At 73.6% G+C, this 16328-nt stretch carries 19 protein-coding genes; 14 read left to right on the top strand and 5 right to left on the bottom strand.

The window, feature by feature from the left end; all coding sequences use genetic code 11:
* Nucleotides 1–9 precede the first annotated feature (9 nt).
* Nucleotides 10–1191, bottom strand: a complete 1182-nt coding sequence (locus AB0I60_RS23805; protein ID WP_360733043.1) for a cupin domain-containing protein — start codon at nucleotides 1189–1191, stop codon at nucleotides 10–12.
* On the bottom strand, nucleotides 1188–1322 hold the full coding sequence (locus AB0I60_RS23800) for a hypothetical protein (protein ID WP_360733041.1): 135 nt from the start codon (nucleotides 1320–1322) through the stop codon (nucleotides 1188–1190). The genes AB0I60_RS23805 and AB0I60_RS23800 overlap by 4 nt, the downstream gene beginning before the upstream one ends.
* A 202-nt stretch (nucleotides 1323–1524) precedes the next feature.
* Here AB0I60_RS23800 and AB0I60_RS23795 point away from each other — a divergent pair, with 202 nt between their 5' ends.
* From AB0I60_RS23795 to AB0I60_RS23770, 6 genes are read left to right on the top strand one after another with little or no spacing between them, the layout of a single operon-like run.
* Complete coding sequence (locus AB0I60_RS23795) at nucleotides 1525–1917, top strand: DUF948 domain-containing protein (protein WP_360733040.1); 393 nt, start codon at nucleotides 1525–1527, stop codon at nucleotides 1915–1917.
* Nucleotides 1914–2183 (top strand): hypothetical protein, encoded by a 270-nt coding sequence (locus AB0I60_RS23790; protein ID WP_360733039.1) that lies wholly within the window; start codon nucleotides 1914–1916, stop codon nucleotides 2181–2183. Before AB0I60_RS23795 ends, AB0I60_RS23790 begins: the two co-directional genes overlap by 4 nt.
* A 50-nt stretch (nucleotides 2184–2233) precedes the next feature.
* Nucleotides 2234–4906 (top strand): alanine--tRNA ligase, encoded by a 2673-nt coding sequence (gene alaS, locus AB0I60_RS23785; RefSeq protein WP_360733038.1) that lies wholly within the window; start codon nucleotides 2234–2236, stop codon nucleotides 4904–4906.
* Nucleotides 4893–5405 carry a Holliday junction resolvase RuvX gene (gene ruvX / locus AB0I60_RS23780; RefSeq protein ID WP_360733037.1) on the top strand — a complete coding sequence of 171 codons (513 nt, stop codon included), beginning with the start codon at nucleotides 4893–4895 and terminating at the stop codon, nucleotides 5403–5405. The genes alaS and ruvX overlap by 14 nt, the downstream gene beginning before the upstream one ends.
* Complete coding sequence (gene mltG, locus AB0I60_RS23775; protein ID WP_360733036.1) at nucleotides 5402–6613, top strand: endolytic transglycosylase MltG; 1212 nt, start codon at nucleotides 5402–5404, stop codon at nucleotides 6611–6613. Before ruvX ends, mltG begins: the two co-directional genes overlap by 4 nt.
* A 2-nt stretch (nucleotides 6614–6615) precedes the next feature.
* Nucleotides 6616–7476: a shikimate dehydrogenase gene (locus AB0I60_RS23770; protein ID WP_360733035.1), complete on the top strand. Its 861-nt coding sequence runs from the start codon at nucleotides 6616–6618 to the stop codon at nucleotides 7474–7476.
* Between the two features lie 104 nt (nucleotides 7477–7580).
* Here the strand turns inward: AB0I60_RS23770 and AB0I60_RS23765 are convergent, their stop codons facing one another.
* Genes AB0I60_RS23765 through AB0I60_RS23755 form a run of 3 tightly spaced genes read right to left on the bottom strand, consistent with a single transcriptional unit; the run spans nucleotide 7581 to nucleotide 9947 of the window.
* Entirely contained in the window at nucleotides 7581–7850 is a 270-nt protein-coding gene (locus AB0I60_RS23765; RefSeq protein ID WP_360733033.1) for an HPr family phosphocarrier protein, read from the bottom strand.
* Nucleotides 7851–7881: 31 nt separating this feature from the next.
* Entirely contained in the window at nucleotides 7882–9183 is a 1302-nt protein-coding gene (locus tag AB0I60_RS23760) for a PTS transporter subunit EIIC (protein WP_360733031.1), read from the bottom strand.
* Nucleotides 9180–9947: a GntR family transcriptional regulator gene (locus AB0I60_RS23755; RefSeq protein ID WP_360733029.1), complete on the bottom strand. Its 768-nt coding sequence runs from the start codon at nucleotides 9945–9947 to the stop codon at nucleotides 9180–9182. The genes AB0I60_RS23760 and AB0I60_RS23755 overlap by 4 nt, the downstream gene beginning before the upstream one ends.
* 165 nt (nucleotides 9948–10112) lie before the next feature.
* Here AB0I60_RS23755 and AB0I60_RS23750 point away from each other — a divergent pair, with 165 nt between their 5' ends.
* The 8 genes from AB0I60_RS23750 (at nucleotide 10113) to aroQ (ending at nucleotide 15849) form a co-directional block, all read left to right on the top strand.
* Nucleotides 10113–10349: a PTS glucose/sucrose transporter subunit IIB gene (locus AB0I60_RS23750; RefSeq protein WP_360733027.1), complete on the top strand. Its 237-nt coding sequence runs from the start codon at nucleotides 10113–10115 to the stop codon at nucleotides 10347–10349.
* The gene (locus tag AB0I60_RS23745) at nucleotides 10346–10801 is read left to right on the top strand and encodes a PTS glucose transporter subunit IIA (RefSeq protein WP_360733026.1); all 456 of its coding nucleotides are present in this window, start codon (nucleotides 10346–10348) and stop codon (nucleotides 10799–10801) included. The genes AB0I60_RS23750 and AB0I60_RS23745 overlap by 4 nt, the downstream gene beginning before the upstream one ends.
* A 112-nt stretch (nucleotides 10802–10913) precedes the next feature.
* Nucleotides 10914–11483, top strand: a complete 570-nt coding sequence (locus AB0I60_RS23740; protein ID WP_360733024.1) for an A24 family peptidase — start codon at nucleotides 10914–10916, stop codon at nucleotides 11481–11483.
* 21 nt (nucleotides 11484–11504) lie between these two features.
* Entirely contained in the window at nucleotides 11505–12704 is a 1200-nt protein-coding gene (aroC, locus tag AB0I60_RS23735) for a chorismate synthase (protein ID WP_360733023.1), read from the top strand.
* Nucleotides 12701–13213 carry a shikimate kinase gene (locus AB0I60_RS23730; protein WP_360733022.1) on the top strand — a complete coding sequence of 171 codons (513 nt, stop codon included), beginning with the start codon at nucleotides 12701–12703 and terminating at the stop codon, nucleotides 13211–13213. The genes aroC and AB0I60_RS23730 overlap by 4 nt, the downstream gene beginning before the upstream one ends.
* Before the next feature lie 4 nt (nucleotides 13214–13217).
* Entirely contained in the window at nucleotides 13218–14291 is a 1074-nt protein-coding gene (locus AB0I60_RS23725; RefSeq protein ID WP_360733020.1) for a crosslink repair DNA glycosylase YcaQ family protein, read from the top strand.
* Between the two features lie 20 nt (nucleotides 14292–14311).
* The gene (aroB, locus tag AB0I60_RS23720) at nucleotides 14312–15418 is read left to right on the top strand and encodes a 3-dehydroquinate synthase (RefSeq protein ID WP_360733019.1); all 1107 of its coding nucleotides are present in this window, start codon (nucleotides 14312–14314) and stop codon (nucleotides 15416–15418) included.
* Nucleotides 15415–15849 carry a type II 3-dehydroquinate dehydratase gene (gene aroQ / locus AB0I60_RS23715; protein WP_360733018.1) on the top strand — a complete coding sequence of 145 codons (435 nt, stop codon included), beginning with the start codon at nucleotides 15415–15417 and terminating at the stop codon, nucleotides 15847–15849. Before aroB ends, aroQ begins: the two co-directional genes overlap by 4 nt.
* Nucleotides 15850–16328: the final 479 nt, after the last annotated feature.

Genomic DNA, 16328 nt, shown 5'->3' with positions numbered 1-16328 from the left:
CTTACCCGATCACGCGGGTCCTACCACTCCCCGTGTGACCAATTCAGCGAGCAGGGCCCGGACCGTGGCCCGGTCCAGGGCCGGCGCACCGGCCGCCACCAGCGACCCCACCGCGTGGCGGGTGCCTCCCACGAGCACTTCCAGAACCGGCAGCGCCGCCGCCGCGAACACCAGGCGCTTGCCCGCCGCCTCCAGCGCCACCGTCTCCGCACCCGGCGTGAGCACCGCGCGCGGGGTCAGCACCCTGACCTCGGCGTCGTCACCCGGCGGCAGCAGGTCCGAGGTCGCGGTCCACGGCAGCCCCACGTGCGGCAGCGCCGGGGCCTGCGCGTCCCGGTCGGCCAGGAACCGCCCGACCACGTCGGCGTCCATCAACTCGGCGACCCGGGCCTTGAGCAGCTCGGTGTGGGCCCGCTGCTCCGCCTCGGGCGCGAACCGGGGCAGGTCGACGCGGAACGCCTCGTCCGCCCGGAGCCGGTCGGCCAGCCACGCCACCAGGTCGACGCCGGTCGCCCGGTTGAACCCGATGGTGAGGTGCAGCGACTCCTCGCCCAGGGCGGACACGTCGTGCCAGTGCCCGCGCGGCACGTACAGGACGTCGCCGTCCTCCAGCACGAAATCGTCGAGCGGCTCCGAGGTGGGCGGGGTCGGCAGCTCGACGTCCCGGCGCAGGGGCGCGACCCGGGTCGCACCGTGCAGCCGCCACCGCTTGCGCCCGGAGACCTGCACGATGAGCACGTCGTGGTCGTCCCAGTGCACGTCGAAGCCGTGCGTCTTGCCCCAGCCCGCGTACAGGTTCGCCCGCACGCGCTCCCGCAGCTCGTGCTCCAGCGCCGAGGTCAGCTCGCCGACCCGGTCGAACAGCTCGTGGACGGAGTCCATCACCAGCGTCGCGCCGCCGCGCATCTTCTCCGCGAACGCCGCCGGGACCAGCCGGGACGGGGGTTGGCGCGACTCGACCACGTCGGTGTAGGTGTGCGCCGGGACGATCTCGCCGCCCTGGGCGAGCCGGAGCCGGGGGTGCTCCAGCGGGTACTGCCGCAGCACGCGGTTGACCTCCGACCACGGCAGCAGGTCGGCGAACCGCCCCGCCCGGCCGGGGAACCGCTGGTGGGTCCGGCCCTGCACCGCCGCGAAGAACTGGCTGACCTCGACCGGTGCGACGAGGTCAGCCAGGGTCGGGAAGGTCACTTGTCGGCGCCGCCGTCGGCGTCGTCGAGCGCCCCGTTGGCCTTGCCCCGGTCGACCGCGCCGGTCAGCGCCTCGGTGCTGAGCAGCAGGCCGCTGGACGGGGCCTCGTACGCGTTGTTCTCCTGAGCCATGCCGTTTCCTCCTGAAGTGGGGGGTCGCAACAGCGTTGATCACGCTACGGCACCGGATCGGCCCAGGTCATCGGTCATCCGAGTACTTCTCACAAGTGGATCAGGTGGTCCGGCAGGCGCAACCGAGATCCACCAGACGTCATTCGGGCGACTCGCGGTAACCTTGGACACCCCAACGCCCAGCAAGCCCTCAGGAGGATCCGTGTCGCCAGGGCAGATCGCCGCACTGGTCGCCGCCGGTGCGTTCGTGCTGCTGGTGATCCTGCTGGCCATCCCGCTGATCAAGCTGGGCCGGACGCTGGACGAGGCCACCATCGCCATCCGCAAGGCGCACCAGAACAGCGACCCGCTGTTCACCGGCGCGAACACCACGATCACGCACGTGAACGCCCAGCTCGAACGGGTGGACGGCATCACCGCCAACGCGCGCGCGGTCACCGGCAACGTATCGGCGCTGACCTCGCTGTTCACCGCCACCCTGGGCGGTCCGCTGGTCAAGGCCGCCGCGCTGTCCTACGGCGTCGGCAAGGCCATCCGGGCCCGGCGCGGTGCCGGGCAGTCGCCGAAGAAGCACACCCGGCGGGGTAGGCGATGAGGCGGCTGTTCTGGTTCGGCCTGGGCATCGCGGCCGGCGTGTTCGCCACCCGCAAGGCGGGCCAGGCGGCGCACGCCGCCACCCCGGCGGGCATCGGCGCCAACGTCGGCGAGGGCCTGCGGGAGCTGGCCGGCGCGATCGGGTCGTTCGGCGCGGAGGTCCGCGCGGGGATGAGCGAGCGCGAGCAGGAGCTGCACGACACCGTGGAGCGCCAGACGGGCCAGGCGCCGGGTCGGCGAGCGCGCAGGGCGGGCGACCGCCACTAGGGCTCGTCCGCCTCACCGCGCCCAGACCACTTCGCACCCGAGGACCACCCGTGCAGACCCACGACATCATCAAGCGCTTCCGCGAGCACTTCGAGAACGCCGGCCACACCTACGTGCCCAGCGCCTCGCTCATCCTGGACGACCCGAACCTGCTGTTCGTCAACGCCGGCATGGTGCCCTTCAAGCCCTACTTCCTGGGCGAAGCCCCGCCGCCGTTCCCGCGCGCCACCAGCATCCAGAAGTGCGTGCGCACGCCGGACATCGACGAGGTCGGCAAGACCACCCGGCACAACACGTTCTTCCAGATGGCGGGCAACTTCTCGTTCGGCGACTACTTCAAGGAAGAGGCCATCCGGCTGGCCTGGGAGCTGATCACCAAGTCCCAGGACGACGGCGGCTACGGCTTCGACCCGGAGCGCATCTGGGTCACCGTCTACCTGGACGACGACGAGGCCATCGAGCTGTGGAAGAAGGTCGCCGGCCTGCCCGACGAGCGCATCCAGCGCCGCGACGGCAAGGACAACTACTGGGACATGGGCGTGCCCGGTCCCGGCGGCCCGTGCTCGGAGATCTACTACGACCGGGGCCCCGAGTACGGCCGGCCCGGCGGTCCGGTGGTGGACGAGGACCGGTACCTGGAGATCTGGAACCTGGTCTTCATGCAGGACGAGCGCGGTGAGCTCAGCCCCAAGCTCGGGCACCCGCCGGTCGGCTCGCTGCCCAGCCGCAACATCGACACCGGCATGGGCGTCGAGCGGGTCGCGTTCCTGCTCCAGGGCGTGGACAACGTCTACGAGACCGACCTCGTGCTGCCGGTGATCCGCGCCGCCGAGGAGCTGTCCGGCCGCAAGTACGGCGCGAACCCGGTGGACGACGTCCGGTTCCGGGTCATCGCCGACCACGCCCGCAGCGGCGTGCTGATCGTCGGCGACGGCGTGACGCCCGGCAACGAGGCCCGGGGCTACGTGCTGCGCCGCCTGCTGCGCCGGATCGTGCGCTCCGCCCGCCTGCTCGGCATCGACGAGCCGGTGCTGGTCCGCTTCGCCGAGCTGGTCCGCGACGCCATGGGCCCCACCTACCCCGAGCTGGTCAGCGGGTTCCCCCGGATCGCCCAGGTGCTCAAGGCGGAGGAGGACACCTTCCTGCGCACCCTGGAGGCCGGGTCCCGGATCTTCGACACCGCCGCCGGCGAGGTCAAGGGCGCCGGCCGCGCCACGCTGCCCGGCGACAAGGCGTTCCAGCTGCACGACACGTACGGCTTCCCGATCGACCTCACCCTGGAGATGGCCTCGGAAGCGGGCCTGACCGTGGACGAGGACGGCTTCCGCAAGCTGATGGCCGAGCAGCGCGCCCGCGCCAAGGCCGACGCCGCGGGCAAGAAGACCGGCCACGGCGACCAGACCGCCTACCGCGAGCTGCTCGACCTCGGCGCCACCGAGTTCACCGGCTACCAGGAGCTGGCCTCCGAGGCCACGCTGCGCGGCATCGTCCGCGACGGCAAGCGGGTGCGCTCGGCGAAGGAGGGCGAGATCGTCGAGGTCGTCCTCGACCGCACCCCGCTCTACGCCGAGTCCGGCGGCCAGGAGAGCGACGCCGGCACGATCGTGTCCGGCACCGCCGAGCTGGAGGTCGTGGACGTCCAGAAGGTCGCCCGCAAGCTCTGGGTGCACCAGGTGCGGGTGCTCTCCGGCGAGATCGCCGAGGGCGAGCGGGTCGAGGCCCGGGTGGACCCGGAGTGGCGGATCGGCGCGCGCCAGGGCCACTCCGGGACGCACGTCGTGCACGCCGCCCTGCGCCAGGTGCTCGGCCCGTCGGCCCTGCAGAGCGGTTCCTACAACAAGCCCGGCTACCTGCGGCTGGACTTCGCCTGGACCGGCGGCCTGTCCGACGTGGCGCGCAGCGAGATCGAAGAGGTCTCCAACCTGGCCGTCCGCCGCGACCTGCCGGTGAGCGTCGTCTACACCGACATGGGCGGCGCCCAGGCCATGGGCGCGGTCGCCCTGTTCGGCGAGACCTACGACGACACCGTCCGGGTGGTCGAGATCGGCGGCGAGTGGTCGCGCGAGCTGTGCGGTGGCACGCACGTCGAGCACTCGTCCCAGATCGGCCCGATCACCGTGATCGGCGAGTCGTCGGTGGGGTCGGGCGTGCGCCGGCTGGAGGCGTACGTCGGCATCGAGGCGTTCCAGTACCTGGCCCGGGAGCGGGCCCTGGTGCAGAACGTCGCCGGGCTGCTCAAGGTGCCCGACGCCGAGGTGCCCGCCCGGGTGGAAGCCCTGGTCGAGCGGCTGCGGGTGGCCGAGAAGGAGCTGGAGCGGGTCCGCTCGGCCCAGCTGCTGTCCTCCGCCGGGTCGCTGGCCGAGCAGGCGCTGGACGTGCGCGGCGTGGCCGTGGTCGCGGTCGAGCTGCCCGGCGGGATCGCCGCCGGCGACGTGCGCACGCTGGCCGGCGAGGTGCGCAACCGGCTGGGCGGCCGGCCCGGCGTGGTGGCGCTGTTCGCCCCGGACGGCGACAAGGTGAGCTTCGTGGTGGCCACCACCGAGGCCGCCCGCTCGCTCGGGCTGGCGGCGGGCAGGCTGGTGCCCGCCTTCGCCCCGGCCGTGGGCGGTCGCGGCGGCGGCAAGCCGGACCTCGCCCAGGGCGGCGGCACCGACCCCGCCGGCGTCGCGCAGGCCCTGGCCGCCGTGCGCGCCGAGGTGGACCGCGCCGTTGAGCAGCACTGATCGCCCCGGTGTCGACGACCCCGGCCTCGGCAGGAGGCTGGGCGTCGACGTCGGGGCGGTGCGGGTCGGCGTCGCGCTGAGCGACCCCGGCGCCTTCCTGGCGACCCCGCTGGTTACCCTGGCCCGCGACGAGAAGGCCGGCCGGGACCTCGCGGACCTGGTCGGGCTCGTCGCCGAGCACGACGTCGTGGAGGTCGTGGTCGGCCTGCCCCGCACCCTGGCCGGGCGACACGGGCCGGCAGCGGAGGCGGCGACCGCGTACGCTGCGGCGTTGGCCGGGCGCGTCGCGGTGCCGGTGCGGCTGCACGACGAGCGGCTGACCACCGTCACGGCGAGCCGGGTGCTGGCCGAGCGGGGGGTGCGAGGCAAGAAGCAACGTGCTGTCGTGGACCAGGCTGCCGCAGTCGAGATCCTCCAGTCCTGGCTGGACGCACGGGCACGACACGTGGCCCGTTCCGCAGACGAGGAGCAGGCCCCCGGAGCGAAGGACCGCACGTGAGCGACGACCTCGGGTTGTTCAGCGAACCTGACGTGCACCAGGACCGCCCCCGCGGCAGCAAGGTCGCGGGTCCGCGCAGGCGCAACCACAAGAAGACGATCCTGTGGGTCGTGGTCGCGCTCGTCCTGGTGATCGGCGGCGGCGGCGCGTACTACGGCTACCAGGTGCTCAGCGGCATCGGGTCCTACGACGACTTCCCGGGCGCGGGCGAAGCCGACGTCGTGGTCGAGGTCAAGGACGGTGACCTGGTCTCCTCGATCGCCGCCACGCTCAAGGAGCAGGGCGTGGTGGCCAGCCCCCGGGCGTTCACCGAGGCGGGCAAGGAGGACGCCCGCGTCACCGCCATCCAGCCGGGCTTCTACCTGATGAAGACCAAGATGTCGGGCAAGGCCGCCGTGGAGCGGATGACCGACGCCAAGGCCAAGGTCGTGCCGCTGGAGGTCAAGGGCGGCAACGTCCTGCACGACATCACCTCGCCGGACGGCAAGAGCGTCACCAAGGGCATCCTGTCGATGCTGTCCGACGCCTCGTGCGCGGAGCTGGACGGCGTGAAGAAGTGCGTCACCGTGGACGAGCTGCGCGCCGCCGCCGACACGGCCGACGCCGCCGCCCTGGGCATCCCGGACTGGGCGCTGGCCGACTTCGCGCGCGCGCCCAAGGAGAACCGGCTGGAAGGTCTGATCACCCGGGGCCTGTACCACCTCAAGCCCGGCGCGTCGGCCCCCGAGCTGATCAAGAGCGTGATCGAGACGTCGAACACCCGGTTGCAGGGCTACGGCATCCCGGCGGGCACCAAGACCACCGGGTTCCGGCCCTACGAAGTGCTGGTCGTGGCGTCGCTGATCGAGAAGGAGGGCTTGGAGAAGGACTTCGGGAAGATCTCCCGGGTCATCTACAAGCGCCTGTCGGTCAACCAGCCGCTCCAGTTCGACTCGACGGTCAACTACAAGCTCGACCGGCCCATCGTGACCACCAGCGACGAGGACCGCGACCGCTCCGGCCCGTACAACACCTACAAGAACAACGGGCTGACGCCGACCCCGATCGGCTCGCCCAGCCGTGAGGCGATCACCGCCGCGATCAACCCCGAGCAGGGGCCGTGGCAGTACTTCGTGAAGTGCCAGAAGGACGGCACCACGTGCTTCTCGGACAACCTGGACGAGCACAACCGGCTCGCGGACAAGGCCCGCGCGGAAGGCGTCTTCTGAGCATGTCCGGCCAGTCCACGGCGGCCCGCCGGGCTGCGGTCCTCGGGTCGCCGGTGCGGCACTCGCTGTCGCCGGTGCTGCACAACGCCGCGTTCCGGGCGTTGGGCCTGGACTGGACCTACGGGCGCGTCGAGTGCGACGAGGCCGGCGTGCCGGCGCTCGTGCGCGGCCTGGACGCGTCGTGGGCCGGCCTGTCGGTGACGATGCCGGGCAAGCGGGCCGCGCTGGCCGTGGCGTCCTCGGCGACCCCCCGCGCGCTGCTGGTCGGCGCGGCGAACACGCTCGTCCCGGTCGACGGCGGCTGGCGCGCGGACTGCACCGACGTGGACGGCGTGCTGGGCGCGTTGCGCGCGGTGTGCGGGTTCACGTCCGGGTCGCGCGCGGTCCTGCTGGGCGCGGGCGGCACGGCCACGGCTGCGCTGGTCGCGCTGGCGTCGGTGGGCGTGGCGGAGGTGTCGCTGGTCGTGCGGTCGCCGGAGCGGGCCGGGGAGGCGCGGGCGTGCGCCGAGCGCGCCGGGGTGGCGTTGGCGGTGTCGGCCTGGGACAGCACCGACTTCGCGGCGCTGGCGGAGGCGTCGGACGTGCTGGTGAGCACCGTGCCGCCGGCGGCCACCGAACCGGTCGCGACGGCGCTGGCCGGGGCGCCGTGCGTGCTCGACGTCATCTACCACCCGTGGCCCACGCCGCTGGCGGACGCCGTGCAGCGGCGCGGCCGGATGCCCGCGACCGGGTTGGACATGTTGCTGCACCAGGCTTTCGGCCAGTGCGAGCAGTTCACCGGCCGGCCCGCGCCGCGCGCGGAGATGCGGGACGCGCTGCGCGCCGCGACCGACCACGTCCTGCCGCTGCCGCTGGGCGGCTGACCCGCCCGAGGCGGTCCGGGGAGCACTTCCCGCAATTCGCACTTTCGCGTGAAAAACAGTGGGGCCCCGCGCGATCGAGCGGGGGCCCCCCCGCGTCGCGCGGATCAACCCCCCGGGTGGGGCGGGGCGGAAACGGGGGGGGTGGCCGCCAGGGGGTCGGCCCCGCCCGGGGCCTCGGCGGCCAGCACGACCTCGTCCCCGTGCATCGCGCCGAGGGTCATCAGACCCAGCACGCTGCCCGCCTCCACCGGGTCGCCGTCCGCCTTGCGGATGGTGACCTTCACCGGCTGACCGGCAGCCGCCTTCGCCAGCAGGGCGGCAGGCCGCGCGTGCAGTCCTACCTTGCTCGCCACGGTGACCCGTCGCTCAGGCATGATCCGTCCTCTCGTGTGTGCTTCCGGGTGGTCAGGACGACGTCGCGCCCCGGCCCCGGGTTTCCTTCGTCTCCGCGCCGCCGGCCTCCACGACGCTGGCGTCGGCCTCCGGGTCCTCGTCGTCGTCGCGGCCCGGCGTCCGCAGGTTCCACTTGGTGATGACGAAGCGGAACACGAAGTAGTAGATCACCGCGTAGATCAGGCCGATCAGCACCAGCAGCCACGGCTTGGTCGAGATGCCCCAGTTCAGGGCCATGTCGATCAGACCGGCGGAGAACGAGAAGCCGTCGTGGATGCCCAGGGCGTTGGTGATCGCCAGCGAGGTGCCGGTGAGGAGCGCGTGGATCAGGTAGAGCGGCCACGCGACGAACATGAACGCGAACTCCAGCGGCTCGGTCACACCGGTGATGAACGCGGTGAGGGCGGCCGAGCCCATGATGCCGGCGATGATCTTCTTCTGCGCCGGGCGCGCGGTGTGCACGATCGCCAGGGCGGCGGCGGGCAGCGCGAACATCATGATCGGGAAGAAGCCGGTCTGGAACGTGCCCGCGCTGGGGTCGTGCGCCAGGAAGCGCGGGATGTCGCCGTGCACGACCTTGCCGGCCGCGTCGGTGTACTCGCCGAACTGGAACCACACCACGTTGTTGATGATGTGGTGCAGGCCGAGCGGGATGAGCAGGCGGTTGACGACGCCGAACAGGCCCGCGCCGATCACCGTGCTGCCGGTCACGGCCTCACCGATGGCGGTGATGCCGGAGTTGAACCACGGGTAGACCAGGCCGAGCAGCACGCCGACGACGACCATGACCACGGCGACCAGGATCGGCACGAACCGGCGACCGCCGAAGAAGGCCAGGTACGGCGGCAGTTTCACGCGATGGTACTTCTGCCACAGCGCGGCGGTGATCAGACCCACGACGATGCCGCCGAGGACCCGGTAGTCGATCAGGACCGCCTTGGCGGTCGGATCGGTCGGCTGGTCGAGGACCAGCGGCGACATCGCCTTGAAGACGCCCTGCATCACCAGGTAGCCGACGACCGAGGCCAGCGCCGTCGAACCGTCGCCCCGGCGGGCGAAACCGATCGCGATGCCGACCGCGAACAGCAGCGGCAGGTTGTCCATGATCGCGAGACCGGCGTTGCCGATGACCGCCGCGACCTTGTCCCACCCCAACCCGTCCTTGCCGAGCAGGTCGGGCTGGCCCAGCCGGGCCAGGAGACCTGCCACGGGCAGCGCGGCGATCGGCAGCATGAGGCTGCGACCGAACCGCTGCAACGTGGCGAGTCCCTTGATGTCACGACCGCCGACCGCCTGTGGGGCGCTGGCGCTCATGGGTTACCTCCCTTGGCGGAGAAATGGCCGGAATCCGGGTCGGTCCGGTCCAATTGCATGGTCACCTGGTAGAGATCGCCCCGGTACCAGGACGTCATGTCCTCCACGGGGCGCCCAGCGGAGCTGGACACCCGGCGGAAGACGAGGAGCGGGCCGCCGGTCCTGATGCCCAGCAGCCGTGCCGTCTCGGGGTCGGCGGCCTCGGCCCACACGGTCTGCGCGGCGTGGTCGAGCTGCACGCCGTAGGTGTCGGCGAGAATGGTGTAGAGCGATCCGGTCAGGTCGTGCCGGTGCAGGTCGGGCACGATCCGGGGGTGGTACCAGCCGCGCTCGACGGCCAGCGGCACGCCGTCCGCCGACCGCACGCGCACGAGGTGGCACGCCGGCTCGTGCGGGGGCAGGCCGAGCGCGGTCGCCGCCTGAGGTGGCGGGGCCTCGTCGGCGCACCGGTGCACCTGCGTGGTGGGGGTGAGGCCGCGCCGCCGCATGTCGTCGGTGAAGGACTCCAGGTAGAGCTGGACGTCCATCCGGCGGCGCGCGGTGAAGGTACCCCGCCCCTTCGCCCGGGTGAGCAGGCCCTCGGCGACGAGCTGGCCGACGGCTGCGCGCACCGTGATGCGGGACACCCGGTACTGCTGCGCGAGGTCGCGTTCGGACGGGATGGGCGAGCCCGGCGGGAGTTCCTGCTCCGCCATGCGCCGCAGGATGTCCCTGAGCTGGGCGTGCTTGGGCTTGGGGCCGTCGACGATCTCGTTGCGGTTCATGACACCTCCCCGGTGCTCGCGGAGCCCGACCGGCATTGGTACTTTCCGGTCTAGACCAGTTGGTGCGGGGAGGATGCTCCGCGCCGTTGGCGGGTGTCAACCGCCGTTACGGGACCGTGCCCGAGCGGTGGCACCCTCACCCGAGGTGTCGAGAGAGGACTTGAAGTGGCTGACGACAAGGCGGAGAAGATCCTCGCCGGGCTGGGCGGCGCGGACAACATCGTGGAGATCGAGCCGTGCATCACGCGGCTGCGCTGTGAGCTGTCCGACGGCAGCCTGGTGGACGAGAAGGCGCTCAAGTCGGCGGGCGCGCACGGCGTGATGCGTTCGGGCAACGTCGTGCAGGTCGTGGTGGGTCCGGAGGCGGACACCATCGCCAGCGACATCGAGGACCTGCTGTGACGCTGCGCGTGCTGAGCCCGGTCGGCGGCCGGGTGGTGCCGCTCACCGAGGTGCCGGACCCGGTGTTCGCCCAGGCCATGGTGGGCCCCGGCATCGCCGTGGAGCCCGACCGGGCGGCGGCCGAGGTGGTGTCGCCGGTGGACGGCAGGGTGGTGACCCTGCACCCGCACGCCTTCGTCATCGCCACCGACGACGGCGCGGCCGTGCTGGTGCACCTGGGCATCGACACGGTGAAGCGCAAGGGCGAGGGCTTCACGCTGCACGTGGTCAAGGACGAGGTGGTGCGCGCCGGGCAGCCGGTCGTGACCTGGGACCCGGCCGAGGTGGAAGCCGCCGGGTTCGCCCCGATCTGCCCGGTCGTCGCGCTCGACGCGACGCCCGACGTGCTGCTGGACGTGGCCCGGCCGGGTCCCGTGGCGGCGGGCGACGTGCTGTTCTCCTGGCAGCGCTGAGCGCGGTCGCGGACACCTCGGGCGGCGCCGCCCGCTGACGGGTCCGACCGGATGGTCCATTCGGTCGGACCCTTCCTTGTGCGCCGAACGGCCCAGTGGGCAGGGTGGGTCCATGGTCCTCCCGCTGTCCGGCCTCGTCGCCGGAGCCCTGGGTGCGGGGCTGCTGCGCGCAGTCCCGCGTGGTGCGAACATCCGATGGCTGTGGTGCGCACTGCCCACCGCCGCGCTGTGGGCGGTGACCGCGCGGGCAGCCGTGCCGGCCTCCTGGTCACCCGTCCCGCTGCTCCTCTCGTGGCTGCTCGTCCTCCTTGCGGCTGCGGACATCCGCCACTCCCGCCTGCCCGACGCGCTGACCCTGCCCGCGTACCCGGCGCTGGCGGTCCTCCTGTGGTTCGCCGGGGCGGACCCGATCCGGTCGGTCATCGGATGTCTGGTGTTCTTCGGGGTGCACCTGGCCGTGCACCGGTGGTGGCCGGCGGCCCTCGGCGGGGGCGACGTGAAGCTGGCCGGGGCGCTGGGCGCGGTGCTCGGCGCGGTGTCGTGGGTCGCACTGCCCGCTGCGGCCGGCCTGGCGAGCGCGATCACGCTGGTCGGCGCGCTGTGGCGGCCACGGGACGCGTTGCCGCACGGGCCGGGCCTCGCGGCGGCGACCTGGCTCACGTCGCTGTGGGGGCCCGGGTGAGGCTGTGGAAGGATTCGGCGCGTGCTGCGCTGGATCACCGCTGGGGAGTCCCACGGACCGGCCCTGGTAGCCGTGCTGGAAGGCATGGTCGCCGGGGTGGAGGTCACCACTGCCGACCTGACCGTCCAATTGGAACGGCGACGGCTCGGTTTCGGGCGGAGCCCCCGGATGGGCTTCGAGGCCGACGAGGTCGAGATCCTCGGCGGGGTCCGCCACGGGCTCACCCAGGGCGGCCCGATCGCCGTGCGGATCGGCAACACCGAGTGGCCCAAGTGGGAGAAGGTGATGTCCGCCGACCCCGTCGACCCGTCCGAGCTCAAGCCGACCGGCCGCAACGAGGCGCTGACCCGGCCCCGGCCCGGTCACGCCGACCTGCCCGGGATGCAGAAGTTCGGGTTCGACGAGGCGCGGCCGGTGCTGGAGCGGGCCAGCGCGCGGGAGACCGCCGCCCGCACCGCGCTGGGCACCGTGGCCCGGCACTTCCTCGAGCAGGTCTTCGACGTGGGCGTGGTCAGCCACGTGGTGTCGATCGGCAGGGCCAGGACGCCCGCCGACGCGGCGGTACCCGGCCCCGGCGACCTGGCGGCCGTGGACGCCAGTCCGGTGCGCGCCTTCGACCCGCGCGGCACCGAGGCGATGGTGGCCGAGGTGGAGGCGGTGAAGGAGGCCGGTGACACGGTCGGCGGCGTGATCGAGGTCATCGCCTACGGCCTGCCGCCCGGCCTCGGCTCCCACGTGCACTGGGACCGGCGGCTGGACGCGCGGCTCGCGGGCGCGCTGATGGGCGTGCAGGCGATGAAGGGCGTGGAGGTCGGCGACGGCTTCACCACGGCCGAGCGGTGGGGCAGCGAGGCGCACGACGAGATCGACCGGGGCACCGGGCCCAAGGGCGTGACGCGGCGCTCGAACCGGGCCGGCGGGCTGGAGGGCGGCATCACCAACGGCGAGCCGCTGCGCCTGCGGGTGGCGATGAAGCCGATTTCCACCGTGCCGCGCGCCCTGTCCACTGTGGACGTGCGGACCGGCGAGCCGGCCGTGGCGATCCACCAGCGCTCCGACGTGTGCGCGGTGCCCCGGGCCGGTGTGGTGCTGGAGTCCGTGGTGGCCCTGGTGCTCGCGGAGGCGGCGCTGGAGAAGTTCGGCGGCGACTCGATCGCCGAGACCAAGCGCAACGTCGCGTCCTACCTGGAGGCGCTGGAAGCCCGCTGGGAGGGGCGGTGAGCCCGCGCTACGTCGTCCTGGGCCCGCCCGGAGCGGGCAAGACGACGGTCGGGCAGCTCCTCGCCGCCCAGCTCGGCGTGTCCTTCCGGGACACCGACGAGGACGTCGTCGCCGCGGCCGGGAAGTCCATTTCGGACATCTTCACCACCGACGGCGAACCGGCGTTCCGGGCGCTGGAGGAGGCGGCGGTCGCGGCGGGCCTGGCCGAGCACGACGGGGTGCTGGCGCTGGGCGGCGGCGCGGTGCTCTCGGCGGTGACGCGGGAGCGGCTCGCCGGCCACGCCGTGGTGTTCCTCAACGTCGGCACGGCCGAGGGCGTGCGGCGGACCGGCCTGTCGACCGCGCGGCCCCTGCTGGCCGGGGTGAACCCGCGCTCGACGTTCAAGGCGCTGCTCGACGCCCGGCTGCCGCTGTACCGGGAGGTCGCGGCGATCGAGGTGGCCACCGACGAGCTGGAGCCGGAGCAGGTGGTCGCCGCCGTGCTCGCGCGCGGCGCGGCCCCCGCGTGACCCGGTGGACCTGACCGCCGAGCAGGTCCTCGCGCACCGCGCCTCGGTGCAGGGGCTGTCCGGCGGCGACCTGGGCGTGCTCGCGCTCGGGGTCGTGGACAGCCCGCCGAACACCGGCGAGGCGGCCCTCGCCGTGCGCCGGCTCGGGCACGGCGAACCGCTGGTGCGCGTGCTCAGCCTGCGCGGTGCGCCGCACCTGCACCGGCCCGCCGACCTGCCCGCGCTGCGCCGGCAGTTGCGGCCCCGCACGCCCGAGCAGCTCGCGGCGTGGTGCGGCGCGCACCCGGTGCCCGCGCTGGAGCACGTGGACCTCGTGGTCGCGGCGATGGGCGCGGCGATGGCCGAGCAGTTCTCCAGTGCGTCGGCGACCAAGGGCGAGCTGTCCGGCGCGATCACCGCGTCGCTGCCGCCCGACGTCCGGCCGCACTGCGGGCCGTGCGGGACCGGGCACGTGATCGAGGGGCTGTTCCGCCTCTGCACCCTCCTGGCCGGTCTCGAACTGGAGCCGGCGGGCGTGAAACTCCTCTTCCGCCGGCCGATCGCGGTTTCTGCCGGTTCTGCCGGTCGGGACCCGTCGGCCGGGGCCGACCCGGCCGTGCCCGGACTGGTGCGGGACCACGCGCGGTTCGTCGGGCCGTTCGCCAAGGCCGACGTGCTGCGGTGGCTGGGCGCCGGGCCGCAGCGGTGGCCGGAGTCGGTGCCCGTCCGGGTCGGCGGCCGGCGGCTGCACCTGCCCGCCGACGACCCCGGCGGCTGGGCGGACCCCGCGCCGGAGCCGCCCGCCGGGCTGCTGCTGTTCCCGCGCGACCCCTACCTGCTCGGCCCCCGGTGGCTGCTCGCCGACGCCGACGTGGCGAAGCGGGTGTGGCGGCCGGTCGGCAGCCCCGGCGCGCTGGTCGTGCACGGGCGGGTGGTCGGGGCGTGGCGGTACGCGTTCAGCGGTCGGACGATGAGCTTCCACGTCGAGCGCTGGTCGGCGGTCCGGGGTGCCGCGCGGCGCGCGGTCCGGGACCAGGCCGACGTGCTGGCGGGCGTGTGGGGCCGCGACGCGCTCGGAGCGGTCGTGGTCGAATGGTGAGCAGACGAAGGGGAGTGGTGATGGGCGAGCCGGTGCGGATCCGCGTGGCCGCGGAGCGACCGTACGACGTGGTGGTGGGGCGCGGGCTGCTCGGCGACCTGGTCGAGACCCTGCGCGGCACGGCCAAGGCCGCGATCGTCCACACGCCCACGCTCGGCGAGACCGCCGAGGCGGTCCGCGAGGAGCTGGCGGCGGCCGGTGTCGACGCGCACCGGGTCGAGGTGCCCGACGCCGAGGACGGCAAGGAGCTGCGGGTCGCCGGGTACTGCTGGAACGTGTTCGGCCAGGTCGGGCTGGGCCGCTCGGACGCGGTGATCGGCCTGGGCGGCGGCGCGGTGACCGACCTGGCCGGGTTCGTCGCGTCCACCTGGATGCGCGGCGTCAAGCTGGTGCACGTGCCGACCACGCTGCTCGGCATGGTCGACGCGGCGGTCGGCGGCAAGACCGGCATCAACACCGACGCGGGCAAGAACCTGGTCGGCACGTTCTACGAGCCGCACGCCGTGCTGGTCGACCTGGCCACGCTGGAGACGCTGCCGCGCAACGAGCTGGTCGCCGGCATGGCCGAGGTCGTGAAGGGCGGTTTCATCGCCGACCCGGTCATCCTCGACCTGATCGAGGCCGACCCGCAGCGCGCGCTGGACCCGACCGGCGACGTGCTGGAGGAGCTGGTGCGGCGCAAGATCCAGGTCAAGGCGGACGTGGTGTCGAGCGACCTGCGCGAGTCCGACCTGCGGGAGATCCTCAACTACGGCCACACCCTCGGCCACGCGATCGAGCGCCGCGAGCGCTACCGCTGGCGGCACGGCGCGGCGGTCAGCGTCGGCCTGGTGTTCGCCGCCGAGCTGGCCCGGCTCGCGGGCCGGCTGGACGACGCGACCGCCGACCGGCACCGCCGCGTGCTCGACGCGCTGGGCCTGCCCACCCGGTACGACCCGGACGCGCTGCCCCAGCTCATGGACGGGATGCGGGTGGACAAGAAGAACCGCGCCGGCGTGCTGCGGTTCGTGGTGCTCGACGGCCTGGCCAAGCCCGGCCGCCTGGAGGGCCCGGACCCGTCGCTGATCGCCGCCGCGTACTCGGCGGTCGCGGCCGAGCCGACGTCCGGCGGGAGCGTGCTGCTGTGAAGGTGCTCGTGCTGAACGGCCCGAACCTGGGCCGCCTGGGCACCCGCGAGCCGGACGTCTACGGGGCCACCACCCACGCCGATTTGGTCGCGCTGTGCGAGGAGACCGGGCGTGAGCTGGGCGTCGAGGTCGAGGTGCGGCAGACCGACACCGAGGGCGAGATGCTGGGCTGGCTGCACGGGGCGGCGGACGCCGGTCTCCCCGTGGTGCTCAACGCGGCGGCGTGGACGCACTACTCGATCGCGGTGCGGGACGCGTGCGCACAGCTCACCGCGCCGCTGATCGAGGTGCACATCTCGAACGTGCACAAGCGCGAGGAGTTCCGCCACCACAGCGTCCTGTCCGCGATCGCCGAGGGCGTCATCGTCGGCCTGGGCGTGCGGGGCTACCAACTGGCGATCCGCTGGCTGGCGGAGCGGCCCGCGAGCTGACCAGGCCGCCCCGGGCCGAACCGGCCCGGGTGGAGCAGGTCCAGGGGCAGGCCGACCCGGGGACCGCACTGCGCGAGGCCGGGCCGCCCCGGGGCTGAGCGAGGTTGCGCTGGGCGGTGCCGCGCGGGTCCGGGTAGGCCGAGCCCGGCCAGGCGGGCGGTCGCGCAGCAGCCCAGAGCGGTTCCGCCGCCGCCCCCGCCGCACCGCACCGCCGCACCGCGCCGCCGCCGCGCCGTCCCCCGTCGCGCCGTCGGCCGCCCTGGCGGCTGCCCCGCCCCTGGCGCGTCCGCCTCCGTCGCCTCCAGCCCTGGTGGCTCCGCACCTGTCGGGCCGCTGCCGTCTGCCGGTTCGTGCTCCGGGGGTGGGTTCGAGCACCGGGCCGGGTACCTGGAGGGCGCCGGGGACGTCGCGCGCCGAGGTCGTCGCCTCGGTCGGATCTCGCCCGGACGGGTGAGTTGATCTCTACACTGAACCGGAAC

The organism is Actinosynnema sp. NPDC050436, assembly GCF_040655415.1.
GTDB lineage: Bacteria > Actinomycetota > Actinomycetes > Mycobacteriales > Pseudonocardiaceae > Actinosynnema.
The sequence above is the reverse complement of the archived record's forward strand: the minus strand, read 5'-3'. Positions and strand labels throughout refer to the sequence as shown.

What these genes read in the sequence shown, in the direction of transcription:
- AB0I60_RS23760 (WP_360733031.1), bottom strand. Translation starts at nt 9,183, where the DNA reads ATGAGCGCCAGCGCCCCACAGGCGGTCGGCGGTCGTGACATCAAGGGA.
- AB0I60_RS23765 (WP_360733033.1), bottom strand. Translation starts at nt 7,850, where the DNA reads ATGCCTGAGCGACGGGTCACCGTGGCGAGCAAGGTAGGACTGCACGCG.
- AB0I60_RS23740 (WP_360733024.1), top strand. Translation starts at nt 10,914, where the DNA reads ATGGTCCTCCCGCTGTCCGGCCTCGTCGCCGGAGCCCTGGGTGCGGGG.
- AB0I60_RS23770 (WP_360733035.1), top strand. Translation starts at nt 6,616, where the DNA reads ATGTCCGGCCAGTCCACGGCGGCCCGCCGGGCTGCGGTCCTCGGGTCG.
- AB0I60_RS23800 (WP_360733041.1), bottom strand. Translation starts at nt 1,322, where the DNA reads ATGGCTCAGGAGAACAACGCGTACGAGGCCCCGTCCAGCGGCCTGCTG.
- aroB (WP_360733019.1), top strand. Translation starts at nt 14,312, where the DNA reads ATGGGCGAGCCGGTGCGGATCCGCGTGGCCGCGGAGCGACCGTACGAC.
- AB0I60_RS23755 (WP_360733029.1), bottom strand. Translation starts at nt 9,947, where the DNA reads ATGAACCGCAACGAGATCGTCGACGGCCCCAAGCCCAAGCACGCCCAG.
- AB0I60_RS23790 (WP_360733039.1), top strand. Translation starts at nt 1,914, where the DNA reads ATGAGGCGGCTGTTCTGGTTCGGCCTGGGCATCGCGGCCGGCGTGTTC.